Annotated in this window: 16 protein-coding genes; 10 read left to right on the top strand and 6 right to left on the bottom strand. The window is 67.9% G+C overall.

All coding sequences use genetic code 11. The annotated features are described in order from the left end of the window. Positions 1–1,985: translation initiation factor IF-2 (infB, locus tag J5837_RS14970; RefSeq protein WP_244755973.1), on the top strand; the 1,985-nt coding region annotated here is incomplete at its 5' end. Positions 1,986–1,987: 2 nt separating this feature from the next. Continuing rightward, on the top strand, positions 1,988–2,356 hold the full coding sequence (rbfA, locus tag J5837_RS14965) for a 30S ribosome-binding factor RbfA (protein ID WP_210537555.1): 369 nt from the start codon (positions 1,988–1,990) through the stop codon (positions 2,354–2,356). Positions 2,357–2,371: 15 nt separating this feature from the next. Here rbfA and J5837_RS14960 read toward each other — a convergent pair whose 3' ends face one another. After that, positions 2,372–2,812, bottom strand: a complete 441-nt coding sequence (locus J5837_RS14960) for a nuclear transport factor 2 family protein (RefSeq protein WP_210537554.1) — start codon at positions 2,810–2,812, stop codon at positions 2,372–2,374. After that, the gene (locus tag J5837_RS14955) at positions 2,809–3,210 is read right to left on the bottom strand and encodes a cupin domain-containing protein (RefSeq protein ID WP_210537553.1); all 402 of its coding nucleotides are present in this window, start codon (positions 3,208–3,210) and stop codon (positions 2,809–2,811) included. Before J5837_RS14955 ends, J5837_RS14960 begins: the two co-directional genes overlap by 4 nt. A gap of 76 nt (positions 3,211–3,286) precedes the next feature. Here J5837_RS14955 and truB point away from each other — a divergent pair, with 76 nt between their 5' ends. The 5 genes from truB to J5837_RS14930 all read left to right on the top strand — a co-directional run bounded on the left by truB (position 3,287) and on the right by J5837_RS14930 (position 10,432). After that, complete coding sequence (gene truB / locus J5837_RS14950; protein WP_210537552.1) at positions 3,287–4,234, top strand: tRNA pseudouridine(55) synthase TruB; 948 nt, start codon at positions 3,287–3,289, stop codon at positions 4,232–4,234. Between the two features lie 216 nt (positions 4,235–4,450). Then, positions 4,451–4,711, top strand: a complete 261-nt coding sequence (gene rpsO / locus J5837_RS14945) for a 30S ribosomal protein S15 (protein ID WP_210537551.1) — start codon at positions 4,451–4,453, stop codon at positions 4,709–4,711. A 132-nt stretch (positions 4,712–4,843) separates the two neighbouring features. After that, positions 4,844–6,943 carry a polyribonucleotide nucleotidyltransferase gene (pnp, locus tag J5837_RS14940; RefSeq protein ID WP_210537550.1) on the top strand — a complete coding sequence of 700 codons (2,100 nt, stop codon included), beginning with the start codon at positions 4,844–4,846 and terminating at the stop codon, positions 6,941–6,943. A 102-nt stretch (positions 6,944–7,045) separates the two neighbouring features. Continuing rightward, positions 7,046–8,308 carry a serine hydrolase domain-containing protein gene (locus tag J5837_RS14935; RefSeq protein WP_210537549.1) on the top strand — a complete coding sequence of 421 codons (1,263 nt, stop codon included), beginning with the start codon at positions 7,046–7,048 and terminating at the stop codon, positions 8,306–8,308. 144 nt (positions 8,309–8,452) lie between these two features. Then, a complete protein-coding gene (locus J5837_RS14930) occupies positions 8,453–10,432 on the top strand; it encodes a peptidyl-prolyl cis-trans isomerase (RefSeq protein ID WP_210537548.1) in 1,980 nt (659 codons plus the stop codon). A gap of 78 nt (positions 10,433–10,510) precedes the next feature. On the opposite strand, the gene J5837_RS14925 is transcribed toward J5837_RS14930, so the two are convergent. The 4 genes from J5837_RS14925 to gloB all read right to left on the bottom strand — a co-directional run bounded on the left by J5837_RS14925 (position 10,511) and on the right by gloB (position 13,742). After that, the gene (locus J5837_RS14925) at positions 10,511–10,798 is read right to left on the bottom strand and encodes a DUF6959 family protein (RefSeq protein ID WP_210537547.1); all 288 of its coding nucleotides are present in this window, start codon (positions 10,796–10,798) and stop codon (positions 10,511–10,513) included. A gap of 33 nt (positions 10,799–10,831) precedes the next feature. After that, positions 10,832–11,626, bottom strand: a complete 795-nt coding sequence (locus J5837_RS14920; protein WP_210537546.1) for an enoyl-ACP reductase FabI — start codon at positions 11,624–11,626, stop codon at positions 10,832–10,834. Positions 11,627–11,751: 125 nt separating this feature from the next. Continuing rightward, positions 11,752–12,966, bottom strand: a complete 1,215-nt coding sequence (locus tag J5837_RS14915) for a lytic transglycosylase domain-containing protein (protein WP_210537545.1) — start codon at positions 12,964–12,966, stop codon at positions 11,752–11,754. Beyond that, complete coding sequence (gene gloB, locus J5837_RS14910; RefSeq protein ID WP_210537544.1) at positions 12,963–13,742, bottom strand: hydroxyacylglutathione hydrolase; 780 nt, start codon at positions 13,740–13,742, stop codon at positions 12,963–12,965. Before gloB ends, J5837_RS14915 begins: the two co-directional genes overlap by 4 nt. An 80-nt stretch (positions 13,743–13,822) precedes the next feature. Between gloB and J5837_RS14905 the strand changes: the two genes are divergently transcribed. The 3 genes from J5837_RS14905 (at position 13,823) to dnaQ (ending at position 15,762) form a co-directional block, all read left to right on the top strand. Further along, entirely contained in the window at positions 13,823–14,482 is a 660-nt protein-coding gene (locus J5837_RS14905; RefSeq protein WP_244755972.1) for a class I SAM-dependent methyltransferase, read from the top strand. 34 nt (positions 14,483–14,516) lie between these two features. Continuing rightward, complete coding sequence (rnhA, locus tag J5837_RS14900) at positions 14,517–14,960, top strand: ribonuclease HI (protein WP_210537592.1); 444 nt, start codon at positions 14,517–14,519, stop codon at positions 14,958–14,960. Positions 14,961–15,033: 73 nt separating this feature from the next. Beyond that, on the top strand, positions 15,034–15,762 hold the full coding sequence (dnaQ, locus tag J5837_RS14895) for a DNA polymerase III subunit epsilon (RefSeq protein ID WP_210537543.1): 729 nt from the start codon (positions 15,034–15,036) through the stop codon (positions 15,760–15,762). The last annotated feature ends 3 nt before the right edge of the window (positions 15,763–15,765 follow it).

Genomic DNA, 15,765 nt, shown 5'->3' with positions numbered 1-15,765 from the left:
GGGAGCAGACCTGGAGAGTTCGCGGAAATAGCGCATGGGACGCGATGGTGGCCGGCGTCGAGGACGACGACAACGCCAGCCGCTTCGCCGGCCAGTTGCACCTGTCCGCCGCCGACCGCGCCCGCCGCGGCGCCGCGCGCGGCAAGCCCAAGCCCGCCCGCCGCACGCTGGAGCAGTCGCGCAGCGGCGGCGGCGCGCACGGCTTCGAGCGCCCGACCGCGCCGGTGGTGCGCGAAATCGCCATCGGCGACGCGATCACCGTGGCCGACTTGGCGCAGAAGCTGGCGCTGAAGGGCGGCGACGTGGTCAAGGCGCTGTTCAAGATGGGCGTGATGGCCACCATCACCCAGACCATCGACCACGACACCGCGGTGCTGGTTACCGAGGAACTCGGCCACAAGGCGGTCGCCGCCGAGGCCAACGACGCCGAATCCGAACTGCTGGCGCACGCCGAAGCGGTGCAGGGCGACAAGGTCCCGCGTCCGCCGGTGGTCACCATCATGGGCCACGTCGACCACGGCAAGACCTCGCTGCTGGACTACATCCGCCGCACCAAGGTCGCCACCGGCGAAGCCGGCGGCATCACCCAGCACATCGGCGCGTACCACGTGGAAACGCCGAAGGGCGTGATCAGCTTCCTCGACACCCCGGGCCACGCCGCGTTCAGCGCGATGCGCGCGCGCGGCGCCAAGCTCACCGACATCGTGGTGCTGGTGGTCGCCGCCGACGACGGCGTGATGCCGCAGACCATCGAGTCGGTGCAGCAGGCCAAGGCGGCCGGCGTGCCCTTGATCGTCGCGGTCAACAAGATCGACAAGTCCGACGCCGATCCCCTGCGGGTCAAGAACGAGTTGCTGGCCCAGGACGTGGTCGCCGAGGAATTCGGGGGCGACACCCAGTTCGTCGAAGTTTCGGCCAAGACCGGCCAGGGCATCGACAACCTGCTCGACGCGATCTCGCTGCAGGCCGAAGTGCTGGAACTGCGCGCCGTGCCGGAAGGCCGCGCCAGCGGCGTGGTGATCGAATCCTCGCTGGACAAGGGCCGCGGCCCGGTGGCGACGGTGCTGGTGCAGCAGGGCTCGCTGAAGAAGGGCGACTACCTGGTCTGCGGCATCCAGTACGGCCGCGTGCGCGCGCTGTTCGACGAAACCGGCAAGCAGCCCGATGCGGCCGGTCCGTCGATCCCGGTGCAGGTGCTCGGTCTTTCCGGCGTGCCCGATGCCGGCGACGATTTCGTCGTCGTCGCCGACGAACGCCTGGCCAAGGACGTGGCCCAGCAACGCGACGCCAAGCGCCGCGAATCGCGCCTGGTCCAGTCGGCGGGCAGCCGCATGGAAGACATCATGGCCCAGCTCGGCAAGGGCGAAGGCCAGCTCAGCCTCAACCTGATCGTCAAGGCCGACGTGCAGGGTTCGGTGGAAGCGCTGCGCCACTCGCTGACCGCGCTGTCCAACGAATCGATCCGCATCAACATCATCGGTTCCGGCGTCGGCGGCATCACCGAGTCCGACGCCAACTCGGCGGTCACGTCCAAGGCCACGGTGATCGGCTTCAACGTCCGCGCCGACGCCTCGGCGCGCCGCATCATCGAGGCCAACGGCGTCGACCTGCGCTACTTCTCGATCATCTACGACGTGATCGACCAGGTGAAGCAGGTGGCTTCCGGCCTGCTGGGCGTGGAGATCCGCGAAGAGATCATCGGCATCGCCGAGGTCCGCGACGTGTTCCGCAGCTCCAAGTTCGGCGCGGTCGCGGGTTGCATGGTGGTCGAGGGCGTGGTCAAGCGGAACAAGCCGATCCGCGTGCTGCGCGACTCCACGGTCATCTTCGAGGGCGAACTGGAATCGCTGCGCCGCTTCAAGGAGAACGTCGACGAAGTGCGCAACGGCACCGAGTGCGGCATCGGCGTGAAGGCCTACGACGACGTCAAGCCGGGCGACCAGATCGAGTGCTTCGAGCGCATCGAGGTGCAGCGCACGCTGTAACCATGCCGACCAAGTCCTTCCATCGCACCGACCGCGTTTCCGCCCAGCTCCGCCGCGAGCTGGGCACCCTGGTGCACAACGCCGTGCGCGAACACCGGCTGCCTTCGGTCAGCGTGTCCGACGTGGAGGTCACCCGCGACATGGCCCATGCCAAGGTCTTCGTCACCGCATTGATGCCGGAAAAGTCGGCAGAGGCGGTGAAGGGGCTGAAGGAGCTGGCCAGGGAAATCCGCATGCAACTGGCGCGGGCGATGAAGCTGCGCCACGTGCCCGAGCTGCATTTCCACTACGACGATTCGGTCGATCGCGGCGAACGCATCGACAACCTGTTGCGCCAGCTGGACGAGGATTCCGTCCCCGGCGACGAATGAAGCCGGCGGCCGGCGCTACGGTGCCGCCCGCGTGGCCTGGGTGAACACCACCTGCCAGCGCCCGTCGCGCTTTCGCCAGATGTCGGAGAAACGTAGCCGCGCCGAGAACGGCTGGCCTTCGCTCACTCCCTTCAGCGTGGCCACGCCAGCCAGCACCGCGCCGTCGCCCCAGTAACGCACGGTTTCGTCCTCCACGGTGAACGGCTCGAGCTGCATTTGCGCGTAGTCGCGGAGGAAGTCGGCCTTGTTCTCGACCTTACCCTGGCTGTTGTACAGCACGTAGTCGTCGGCCAGCAGGCGTTGCAGTTCGGCGGCATCGCTGTGCAGTTGCGCGCGGTCGAAATCGGCGACCGCCTTCTGCAGGTCGGGAGGAAGCTGTGCGTGCGGATTAGCGGCCATCGTGGTGAAGGGCAGGGTGGAGAGCAGCAGGGTCGACAGGACGGTGGCGATCTTCATGGCGATTCCCGTGATGCGGTCGGGGGAAAGAATACGACCCAGGCCGTGAAATCCGCCGAGATCGATTCGAAGCGGTGGTCGATGCCGGCGGCGACGAATAGCGCATCGCCGCGGTTCGCTTCCAATACCCGCCAGCCGTCGCCCAGGTCGCGCACGTGCAGTACGGCATGGCCGCTGGCGACCAGGTAGAACTCGTCCTCGTCGTGGGCGGTCTGGTGGTCTTCGCCACGTGGCGCGAACAGGGACAGGCTAATGCCGGGCGCCGCGAACACTTCGGTATCGAATACGCCCTGCGGCCATTTCGCCGTCGCGGGCAATGGCAGCTGCGACAGCACCTGCGCCAGTGGCCAGCGTGCCGCGCCAGCGAATTGGGTGGAATCGTGGTTTGCCGGCGGCATCGCGGAAATCCCTAAGTAACGCGCACTCGTCGCAGCCTAAGCTCGACAGCCGGCGGGCGACAACTACAATCGCAAGATGAATGGGCCGCGCCAACGCTTCCGCAAACTCGACGGCATCCTGTTGCTGGACAAGCCGCAAGGCCTGAGCTCCAGCCAGGCCCTGCAACAGGCGCGCAAGTTGTTCCGTGCGGAGAAGGGCGGGCATACCGGCGCGCTCGACCCGCTGGCCACCGGCCTGCTGCCGTTGTGCTTCGGCGAGGCGACCAAACTCGCCGGCAACCTGCTGGGTGCGCGCAAGGCCTACGACACCGTGGCGCGGCTCGGCGTGGTCACCGATACCGACGACGCCGAAGGCCAGCCGCTGCGCGAACGCGAAGTGGGACGCTACACGCTCAAGCAGATCGACAAGGCCCTGCGAGGCCTGACCGGCAGGATCCAGCAGCGCCCGCCGATCTATTCCGCGCTCAAGCGCGGCGGCGAGCCGCTGTACGCCAAGGCGCGGCGCGGCGAGGCGGTCGAAGTCGAGGCACGGCCGGTCGAGGTCCACCGCTTCGACCTGTTGTCGGCGGCCGACCTGCTCGACGGCGGCGAACCGCTGCTGCGCCTGCAGGTGGAATGCGGATCCGGCACGTACGTGCGCAGCCTGGTCCGCGACCTGGGCGAGGCGCTGGGCTGCGGCGCGCACGTGGCCGAACTGCGCCGGCTGTGGGTCGATCCGTTCCGAGATCCGCGCATGTGGACGCTGGACGCGCTACGCCAGCTGGCCGAACGCGATCCCCACGCGCTCGATGCCTGCCTGCTGCCGCTCGAAGCCGGGCTGATCGGCCTACCGCGGATCGACCTGACCGAACCGGCAGCGGTGCGCTTCGGCCAGGGCCAGCGCCTGTCCGGCGTGCCCGGGCCGGCCGGCACCGTGGCCGTATTCGACGCGGCGGGAAGGGCCGTGGGCCTGGGCCAGCTGAACCCGGATCGCCTGCTGGCGCCGCAACGGCTGTTCAATCTCGCCCCTTCGCCGCGGGCCTGATCCGGTACCGGCGGGCGGGACGCGGAAGCCGGAGCGGGGCGGATTTTTCGCCTAAAACCTTGTTCCGAAAGGCCCGGGCGACTACAATGCCGGCCGCCCATTCCGGGCAGCCCGCCCACGGCGGGATATTCCAGTAACCGTAGACGGCGAGCCAGGCGGTGCGCGCGGAGGACAGACCGCGTTCCTGCAGGCCACGCATCGCTAAAGAGAAAACCTATGTCCATCGACACCCAGAAAGTCATCGCCGACAACGCCCGCGGCGCCAACGACACCGGTTCGCCGGAAGTCCAGGTGGCCCTGATCACCGCCCGCATCGAACAGCTCGGCGAGCACTTCAAGACCCACAAGAAGGACCACCACAGCCGTCGCGGCCTGTTGCAGCTGGTCAACCGTCGCCGCAGCTTGCTCGACTATCTCAAGCGCAAGGACGGCGAGCGCTACAAGGCCCTGATCGAAAAACTCGGCCTGCGTCGTTAATCCGAACACCCACCGCGGCGCAGCGATGCGCCGCGGTTTGTTTTTCCGCCCGGAAAATCCGCTCCACCCGCAACGCCCGCGCGCGGCAAGGGCCGTGCCGGTTCAACCGACAAAGCATTCCAAGGAACCCTCGTGGCAAAGATCACCAAAACCTTCCAGTACGGCAAGCACACCGTCACCCTGGAGACCGGCGAAATCGCCCGTCAGGCCAGCGGTGCCGTCATCGTCAACGTCGACGACACCGTACTGCTGGTCACCGCCGTCGCCGCCAAGAGCGCGCGCGAAGGCCAGGACTTCTTCCCGCTGACCGTCGACTACGTGGAGAAGTTCTACGCCGGCGGCCGCATCCCCGGCGGCTTCTTCAAGCGCGAAGGCCGTCCGACCGAGAAGGAAACGCTGATCTCGCGCCTGATCGACCGCCCGATCCGCCCGCTGTTCCCCGAGGACTACAAGAACGAAGTGCAGATCATCGCCCAGGTGATCTCGCTGAACCCGGAAGTCGACGGCGACATCCCGGCGATGATCGGCGCCTCGGCCGCGCTGTCGCTGGCCGGTACCCCGTTCCAGGGCCCGATCGGCGCCGCCAAGGTCGGCTACAAGGACGGCCAGTACATCCTCAACCCGACCGCTTCCGAGCTGAAGGAATCGCAGCTCGAGCTGGTCGTCGCCGGCACCAGCAACGCGGTGCTGATGGTCGAATCCGAAGCTGCGCTGCTGTCCGAGGACGTGATGCTCGGCGCCGTGACCTTCGGCCACCGCGAAATGCAGAAGGTCATCAACGCGATCAACGAGCTGACCGTCGAAGCCGGCACCAAGCCCAGCGAATGGGTCGCCCCGGCCAAGAACACCGCCCTGATCGCCGCGCTGAAGGAAGCCGTCGGCGGCCAACTGGCCGACGCGTTCAAGATCCACGACAAGCTGCAGCGCCGCGACGCCATCGCTTCGATCAAGAAGGACGTCACCGAACAGCTGGCGGGCCGTCTCGAAGCGGAAGGCTGGGACAAGGCCGAGCTGTCGAAGGAATTCGGCGAACTCGAATACCGCACCATGCGCGACTCCGTGCTCGATACCAAGGTCCGCATCGACGGCCGCGCGCTCGACACCGTGCGCCCGATCAGCGTGAAGGCCGGCGTGCTGCCGCGTACCCATGGCTCGGCGCTGTTCACCCGCGGCGAAACCCAGGCCATCGTGGTCACCACGCTGGGCACCGCCCGCGACGGCCAGATCATCGACGCCATCGCCGGCGAGTACAAAGAGAACTTCCTGTTCCATTACAACTTCCCTCCGTTCTCGGTGGGCGAGTGCGGCCGCTTCGGCGCGCCGAAGCGTCGTGAAATCGGCCACGGCCGCCTGGCCAAGCGCGGCGTGCTCGCGGTGATGCCGACCCTGGAAGAGTTCCCGTACACCATCCGCGTGGTCTCGGAAATCACCGAATCGAACGGTTCCTCGTCGATGGCCTCGGTCTGCGGCAGCTCGCTGGCGTTGATGGACGCCGGCGTGCCGGTCAAGGCGCCGGTCGCGGGTATCGCGATGGGCCTGGTGAAGGAAGGCGACCGCTACGTCGTGCTGAGCGACATCCTGGGCGACGAAGACCACCTGGGCGACATGGACTTCAAGGTGGCCGGTTCCGCCGAGGGCATCTCCGCCCTGCAGATGGACATCAAGATCGACGGCATCACCGAGGAGATCATGAAGGTCGCGCTGGCCCAGGCCCGCGCCGGCCGCCTGCATATCCTCGGCGAAATGTCGAAGGCCCTGACCACGCCGCGTGCCGAACTGTCCGAGTACGCCCCGCGCCTGCTGACCATCAAGATCCACCCGGACAAGATCCGCGAAGTGATCGGCAAGGGCGGCGCCACCATCCAGGGCATCACCAAGGAAACCGGCACCCAGATCGACATCCAGGACGACGGCACCATCGTCATCGCCTCGGTCAACGCCGCCGCGGCGCAAGCCGCCAAGGCCCGCATCGAGCAGATCACCAGCGACGTCGAGCCGGGCCGCATCTACGAAGGCAAGGTCGCCAAGATCATGGACTTCGGTGCGTTCGTCACCATCCTGCCGGGCAAGGACGGCTTGGTCCACGTCTCGCAGATCTCCAACGAGCGCGTCGAGAAGGTCGGCGACAAGCTGAAGGAAGGCGACGTGGTCAAGGTCAAGGTGCTGGAAGTCGACAAGCAGGGCCGCATCCGCCTTTCGATGAAGGCCGTCGAGGAAGGCGAGACGGCGTAAGCCGCGGCCTTCGCGATTACCGACGAAAAAGCGGGCTTCGGCCCGCTTTTTTCTTGCCGGCGCGACACTTGCCGGGCCGCGCCGCACACGTTCCAATGCGGCATGGACGAGATCACGCCTGTTTCACTGCGCCGCCGCCGGCTGTTGGCGACTTCAGTTGGATTCGCCACGCTCGCGACTGGGGCAGGACGGTTGTGGGCCGCGCCGCGATGCGCGGACGATGCCGACTGGATTCCTTCGACGCGGTCCCTGCAGGACCTGCCACGGCAGATGCAGGCGCTGGGCGTGCCGGGCATCGGCATCGCGGTGGTCGAGCAAGGCAGGCTGGCGTGGTCGCGCGGCTTCGGCCTGGCGAATGCGGAGCGCGGTACGCCCGTCGGGGAAGACACCCTGTTCGAAGCCGCTTCGCTCAGCAAGCCGGTGTTCGCCTACGTGGTCCTGCAACTGGTCGATCGCGGCGAACTGGCGCTGGACAAGCCGCTGGTGGCGTATCGACGGCCGGATTACCTGGCCGAGCATCCGTGGATCGACCGGATCACCGTGCGCGACGTGCTGCGCCATTCGACCGGCTTGCCCGACTGGCGCAAGGACCCGGCGAACGAGAAGTTGGTGCCGGCGGTGGCGCCGGGAACGCGCATCGATTATTCCGGCGAAGCCTTCGTCTGGCTGCAACTCGTGGTGGAAACGGTCACCGGCGAAAGCCTGGACGAAACCGCGCGACGGATGCTGTTCGCACCGGCCGGCATGCGCGACAGCAGCTATGCCTGGGATTCCGGCCTGGCGGCGCGTTCGGCGTATGGCCATTACGCGCCGGGCGATGCGCATCCCGGCATGCCGCCGCAGATGCTGCGCGAAGCGTTCGAAGCGGCCTTGCCTATCGCGACGCAGTGGAACAAGCCATTGGCGGCTTGGCGCTACGCCGATGCCGAGCGCGCCTTGCCCTTGGTGCAAGCCCATGCGCCGCCTGGCGTGGCCAATTGGCCCAGCGACATCCTGGCCAATGCCGCGGCCAGCCTGCGTTGCACCGCGCCGGATTACGCGCGCTTCATGGCCCTGATGGTCCATGCGGGTCCAGCCTCGTGGGAACTGCGGCCGGCGACGCGCAGCGCCATGCTCAGCCGGCAGATCGACGTGCCCGGCCGCTGGACCGAAAAAGGGCTGGGCTGGAACCTGGAAAGCACCGCCCGCGGGCCGGTGTTCTACCACTCGGGCAGCAATGGCGGCATCTTCAAGACCTTTGCGTTGGGCGATGCCGCACGCCGGCGCGCCCTGGTCGTGCTGACCAATGCCGCCAACGGCAACCTGCTGTACCGGCGCATCGTGCGCGCGGCAACCGGGCTGGACCTGCTCGCCTTCGATCTGTGACCGCCCGTCGCGCCGGTCGGCCGGATGGCCACGGACTGAACGGCATCGACCGATCCGGGTCCGGCCGCAAGGCCGGTATCGCCCGATTCGGCCCCACGGCACGGTAAACTGCACGGCTTACGCAATCAGGCAAGACGACGCCCCATGCTGCAGAAACTCCGCGACAAGACCTCCGGCTGGATCGCCACGCTGATCCTCGGCCTGCTGATCATCCCGTTCGCCTTCTTCGGCGTCGAGCAGTACTTCACCGGCGGCAGCGACAACTACGCGGCGAAGATCCAGGCGCCGCCGACCTGGTGGAGTTCGGCGCCGTCGTGGTGGCCGGTGTCGCTGCTGTGGCAGCACGACGAAATCGGCGTGGACCAGTTCCGCGAGCGTTTCGACCTGGTCCGCCGCCAGCAGAGCCAGGCCCAGGGCGAACGTTTCGACGCGCGCGCGTTCGAAAGCGTCGACAACAAGCGCAAGGTGCTGGAACAGATGATCGACGAGCGCGTGCTGCAGCTCGCCGCCGGCCGCGCCGGCGTGGTGGTCAGCGACGCGGCGGTGCGCGCGGAGATCGAGAAGATCCCGGGCTTCCAGGACGCCAACGGCAAGTTCGACAAGAACGCCTACCTGATGGCGCTGCAGACGATGAATCCGCCGCGCACGCCGAAGCAGTTCGACCAGCTGGTGCGCGAAAGCCTGCTGCAGTCGGTCGTGCTGGCCGGCGTCGGCGAATCGGCCTTCGCCACCGCCGGCGAAACCGAGCGCGTGCTGAAGCTCAGCGGCGAGACCCGCGACGTGGTCATCGCCGGCCTGCCGCAACCGGCCCCCGACACGGCGCCGGTCGACGAGGCCCAGATCAAGCAGTGGTACGACAGCCACGCCCGCGACTTCCGCCAGCCCGAGCAGGTCAGCATCGAGTACGTCGATGTCGACGGCAGCCAGCTGCCGGTGGCCGCGCCGGACGAAGCCGCGCTGCGCAAGCGCTACGACGAGGAGAAGGCCCGCTTCGTCAGCCCGGAACAACGCCTGGTTTCGCACATCCTGATCGCGGTGCCGGCCAATGCCGACCCGGCCAGGCAGAAGGCGGCCGAAGACAAGGCCAAGGCGCTGGCCGCGCAGGCGCGTGCGCCGGGCGCCGATTTCGCCGCGCTGGCCAAGGCCAATTCCGACGACACGGGTTCCAAGGCCAGCGGTGGCGACCTGGGCTGGATCGAGCGCAATGGCGCGATGGTCAAGCCGTTCGAGGACGCGGTGTTCGCCCTGCAGGGCGGCACGGTCAGCGAACCGGTCAAATCCGAATTCGGCTGGCACGTGATCCAGCTGCGCGAGATCAAGCCCGGCCAGGGCAAGCCCTTCGAGGAAGTCCGCGCCGACCTGGAGCGCGAGCTGACCGCCAGTGCGCGCGAACGCGCGTTCAACGACCTCGCCGGCCGCCTGGTCGACCAGATCAACCAGAACCCCACCACGCTGGCGCCCGCGGCCAAGGCGGTCGGCCTGCCGGTGCAGACGCTGGGTCCGTTCTCGCGCGGCAATGCCAGCGGCATCGCCGCCGTCCCGGCCGTGCTGCGCGAAGCCTTCTCCGAACAGCGCGTCCAGGACGGCACCGCCAGCGACCCGATCGAAGTGGCGCCGAGCCACAGCGTGGTGATCCGCGTAGCCAAGCACGTGCCGGAACAGGCGCTGCCGCTGGCGCAGGCGCGCGAGGCGGTGATCGCCGCGATCCGCGCCGACCGCATGCAGAAGGCCGCGGCCAAGGCCGCCGACGCATTGCTGGCCGAGGTCAAGGCGGGCGGGGACCTGCTGGCGCTGGGCAAGGCCAAGGGCTACCTGGTGCAGGAAGTGCCGGGCGTTCCGCGCGGTGCCCCGGTGCCGACGCCGCAGGCGAACGAAGCGATGTTCGCCGCGCCGCAGCCGGCCGCCGGCAAGGTTTCCCCCGGCAAGGTCGACCTGGGCCAGGGCCGTTTCCTGGTATTCGCGGTGAAGAAGGTCAACCCGCGCGACATGGCGCAGGTGACGCCGGCCGAGCGCCAGCAGGTCGGCCTGCAGCTGGGCCAGCTCGACGGCGTCAGCGCCGCCGAGGCTTACACCAAGGCGATGCGCCAGCGCTTCACCATCAAGGTGGCGGAAGACAAGCTCTGATTCCGCGCCTTATCGCAGCAAACAAAAAGCCCGGCGATTGCCGGGCTTTTTCGTTTACAGAACGACGCGACGTCTCAATCAACCCAATCGAGCGTCTTCAGCGAAGGGAAGTGGCATTCCTTGTTCCAGAAGAATCGACTTGTAATGGCTGAGGTATCCCCAAAGCGTGTTCCTTAACTCGTTAAGTTCGGCATATTCATCATCACTGAGCTTTCCTCTTGCGGCACTACATGCATCATCGGCTTGCGCGCAGAGCCCGTGAAGTGAATCGCCTTGAATCAAGACGCCTGGAAAACTCCGGCCAGGGTGACGCATGACCGCTGCGTTGGTCTGGTCCGAATAAATTTCCACGTTCTCTACACGCATGACGAGAGTCTCGATCCCGAGAAGTTACGGACGTTATTCGGTATCGATCCCGGTCATGCCGAGGATGTTGTAACCCGCATCGACATAGGTCACTTCGCCGGTGATGCCCGCGGCAAGGTCCGAGCACAGGAACGCGGCCGTGTTGCCCACGTCCTCGATGGTCACCGTGCGGTGTAGCGGGGCGTACTGCTCGACATGGCCGAGGATCTTGCGGAAGCCGGCGATGCCGGAAGCGGCCAGGGTCTTGATCGGGCCCGCCGAGACCGCGTTGACGCGGATGCCGTCGCGGCCCAGGTCCAGCGCCAGGTAGCGCGTGGTCGCCTCGAGGCTGGCCTTGGCCACGCCCATCACGTTGTAGTTCTGCAGCGCGCGTTCCGCGCCCAGGTAGCTGAGGGTCAGCAGCGCGCCGTTGCGGCCCTGCATGAACGGGCGTGCGGCCTTGGCCAGCGCGGCGAACGAATACGCGGAGATGTCGTGCGACAGGGCGAAGTTCTCGCGGGTCAGCCCGTCGAGGAAGTTGCCGGCGATGGCTTCGCGCGGGGCGAAGGCGATGGCGTGGACGAGGATGTCGAAACCGTCGCCCCAGTGCTTGCCGACTTCGTTGAAGCAGGCGTCGATCTGTTCGTCGCTGGCCACGTCGAGCGGCGCGACGAACTTGCCGCCGTATTCCTCGGCTGCCTTCTCGACCCGGGACTTGAGCTTGTCGTTCTGGTAGGTGAAGGCCAGTTCCGCGCCTTCGCGATGCATGGCTTCGGCGATGCCCGAAGCGATCGAACGCTCGCTGGCGATGCCGGTGATGAGTGCGCGCTTGCCCTGCAGAAAACCCATGGTGTGTTCCCGGTTCGAGTAATCGCTCCATTTTGCCATGGGTCAGGGCCACCCGTTCCCGCTGCGTCCCTGCAGGCGCAGATACGGCGCCGTACGCGGCGGCTACCACCGGTATCGAAGAGGCCTCACGGCGTCGCTTCGCCATCCACCTGCAGCACCATGCCCGGCCGCAGCACGCTGTTCGCTTGGAGATGGTTGCGCGTCTGCAGCTGTTGTGCGGTCAGGCCGTAACGACGGGCGATGGTCCAGGTGGATTCGCCACGCTTGACCACGTGCGAACGCGCGGCGGCTTCGCCGGCGGGCGACGGCGCGGCATCGGGCGGCGGCGGTGTGACCGCGACGGCGGTCTGCACCGGCGCGAGGTCGGGCATGGCAGGCGCTTCGTCCGCCGTGGTCGGGGCCAGCACGCGCAGCGGCTTGTCGCCCCGCGCGGGCGTGCCGCCGGCGAAGGCGGGGTTGAGCCGGCGCAGCAGGGCGGGGTCGTGGCCGTTGCGGCGCGCCCAGGTTTCCAATGGGCCATTCAATTCATGCGGTGCCAGGCGCGGCACCTGGCGGTCCAGCGCACGCATCCATTCGGCGCGGTCGTCGGCCTGCTGGAACAGGCAGGCCAGCGCGTGCAGTTTTTCCACGTAGGCGTAGGTGATGCCGGACAGCCCCGGCAATTCGGCGGGTCGCGCATTGCTGGCGTTCATGCCGGCGCGGCGCATCGATTGCAGCACGCGGTATTCGCCGGCGTTGTAGCCCATCACCGCCAGTCGCCAATCCTTGCCGAACATGTTGTGCAGGGTTTTCAGGTAACGCACCGCCGCCTGGGTCGATTCCACCGGCGACAGGCGTCCGTCGTAGCCGCCGCCCATGCTCACGCCGTGGTTGCGCGCGGTGGTGCCGATGAACTGCCATAGCCCGGCCGGGCCGCCGGCGCTGCGCGCGCCCGGCTTGTAGCCGCTTTCGACGAACGGAATGAGCGCGTATTCGGTCGGCAGGTTGGCTTCGCGCAAGGCATCGACGACGTAACCGAACAGCGGCAGCAGGTCGTCGTTGGGTTGCACCAGCCGGCTGGGGGCGTGGCTGAAGTGCTGCTTCCAGCGCCCCTTGGTGGCGGTGGCATCGCATTGCGGGGCGGCGAGGCCGTCGCGGAAGCGCTCGTAGATTTCGCGGCCGCTGCGCAGCTGCGAAACGGGAATCGAAGCGACATCGATCGGCGGCTCGGCCGGCAAGGGCACGGCAGTCGCAAGCGGAGACGCCAGCGTGGCGACGGGCGGGGTGGCCGGCGGTTCCCCGGCGTGCGCGCACAGCACGCACAGGCCGAAGACCGCGGCCCAGCCGCGGCGCGCGCTCATGCGCGGAAGCCGTCCTTCCAGCGCCGCAATTCGGCGAAAGTTTCGACCCGGTCGGCCGGTGGGCGGCCCAGCCGGCGCGCGACCGCGTCGCGCACCTCCGCGGCATCGACGCGCAGGAACGGATTGCAGGCGACTTCCGAGGCGAGGCTCGAAGGCAGGCTGGGGCGTCCGGCTTGGCGCATGGCGGTGGCTTCCTCGATTCGACGGCGCAAAGCCGGGTTGGCGGGGTCGACGGTACGGGCGAAGGCGGCGTTGGCCAGAGTGTACTCATGGCCGCAGCAAACCGCCGTGGAGCCCGGCAGCGTCGCCAGGTGGTCCAGCGAGGCCAGCATCTGCGCGGGCGTACCTTCGAACAACCGCCCACAGCCCAGGCTGAACAAGGTATCGCCACAGAACAGATGGCCCTCGCTGCCGTTCCCCGGACGATGGAAGGCGACATGGCTGAGCGTATGCCCGGGCACGGCCAATACCGAAAATTCCCAGCCATTCAATGGGATACGCGCGCCATCCCCGACGCGTTCGGTCGCCGTGTCGATGCGCGGGTCTTCCGGGGCGAACACCGGCAGGGTCGGCCAGCGCTCGCGCAGGGCGGCCACGCCGCCGGCGTGGTCGGGGTGGTGATGGGTCAGCAGCACCGCCGCCGGCCACAGGCCGTGGCCGCTGGCGGCCAGCACCGGGGCCGCGTCGCCGGGATCGACGACGACCGCGTTGCCCTCGTCGTCGACCAGGGCCCAGATGTAGTTGTCCTCGAAGGCGGGCAGGGCGGTCAGGCGCATCGGCACGGCTATCCGGCTGGACTGGCGGCAGAGGGTAAGCGATAGACGTGTCCGGGCGCAGGTCCGGCGATAATCCGGGCATGCCCAGCCTGTCCGACAGTTGTGTCGCCGAGCCCCTGGCCTGGTGGGGAACGCCCGCCGGGGAGACCCTGCTGGCCGCGGAGCAGGAGGTCATCGTTTCCAGCCTGCAGGGCCGGCCGGCGTCGCCATGGCTGTGGCTGGCCCCGGATTCGGTCGCGATCGGCGACGACCCGCCGCCGCGCGGCCTGCGCCTGCATCGTCGCGGCGACGCGTTTGCCGGGCCGTTGCAATGCCGCCTGCCGCTGCCGTTGCCGACCGAGGCCTTCGGCAGCGTGGTCGTCCAGCACGTGCTGGACGACGGCGCGTTCCACGAACTGCTGATGGAATGCGCGCGGGTACTGGAACCGGGTGGGCGGCTGTGGCTGTTCGCCCTGAATCCGTGGAGCCCCTACCGTGCGCACTGGCGCAAGTCGGCGCAGCGGGCCCGCGATCCGCGCGACTGGCAGTCGCGCCTGCGCGCCGCCGGCCTGCACCTGGCCGGTGGCGAAGTCCGCTATCTCGGTCCGGTCTGGCGCGCCGAGCCGACCGCTGCCCAGCCGCCATCGGTGCTGGCCGGCTTGCGCGCGATCTGTCTGCTCGAAGCCGAATCGCGCGTCGCCGCCCTGATTCCGCCCGCACCGGTGCAGCGCAGATGGAATACCGGTACGGCGCCCGCATGAACAATGCGAACATATCCGGATGAATCAGATTTCGATGAAGCAGATCAGCATCCACACCGACGGCTCCTGCCTCGGCAATCCGGGGCCCGGCGGCTGGGCCGCGCTGCTGCGCTACAACGGCCGCGAGCGCGAACTGAGCGGCGGCGAAGCGCTGACCACCAACAACCGCATGGAACTGATGGCGGCGATCGCGGCGGTGGAATCGCTGAAGGAGCCTTGCGCGGTGGCGCTGTACATCGATTCGCAGTACGTGCGTCAGGGCATTACCGAGTGGATGCCGAACTGGGTGCGGCGCGGCTGGAAGACCGCCGGCGGCGATCCGGTCAAGAACCGCGATCTGTGGGAACGCCTGCATGCGGCGGTACGGCCGCACCGGATCGACTGGCACTGGGTCAAGGGCCACAACGGCGACCCGGACAACGAACGCGTCGACCTGCTGGCGCGCGAGCAGGCGACGAAGTTCCGCGACGCCGCCTGAGCGCAGGCCGCACCCAGCCGGTGAGACGGCTCCCGGTTACCCTTCGTCCGACTTCCGATTTCCCGAACACCGCATGCGCCAGATCATCCTCGACACCGAAACCACCGGCCTGGAATGGAAGAAGGGCAACCGCGTGGTCGAAATCGGCTGTGTCGAGTTGCTGGAACGGCGCCCGACTGGACGCACCTACCACCAGTACATCCATCCGGATCGCGAATTCGAACCGGGCGCGGCCGAAGTCACCGGCCTGAGCCTCGAATTCCTCGCCGACAAGCCGCGTTTCGCCGAAATCGCCGACGATTTCCTCGCCTTCGTCGATGGCGCGGAACTGGTGATCCACAACGCCGCGTTCGACATGGGCTTCCTCGATTACGAACTGTCGTTGCTCGGCCCGCAATACGGACGCCTGAGCGATCGGGTGACGGTCGAGGATTCCCTGCTGCTGGCGCGACAGCGCTTCCCCGGCCAGCGCAATTCGCTGGACGCGCTGTGCAAGCGCCTGGGCGTGGACAACGCGCATCGCCAGCTGCACGGCGCGCTGCTCGACGCGCAACTGCTGTGCGAGGTCTACCTGCACCTGACGTCGGGGCAGAGCGAAATCGGTTTCGACGCATTCGAGGCGGCCTCGGCAACAGAGGTCGTCGCGGTTCGCCACGATTTCGGTCCGGCCACCGGCGCGCGTCCGCGGGTGCGGGTTTCCGAGGAAGAACTCGCCGCGCACGAGGCCAGGCTGGAGAAGTTGCGCAAGAAGGCCGGCGGCGCCTGCGTGTGGGATGCAGTCGAGGCTGCTCCCGCGGGATAGGAG

Origin of the sequence: Pseudoxanthomonas helianthi, from assembly GCF_017939625.1 — a bacterium.
GTDB lineage: Bacteria > Pseudomonadota > Gammaproteobacteria > Xanthomonadales > Xanthomonadaceae > Pseudoxanthomonas_A > Pseudoxanthomonas_A helianthi.
Note: the sequence above shows the minus strand (reverse complement) of the source record. Positions and strands in the feature narration are given on the sequence as shown.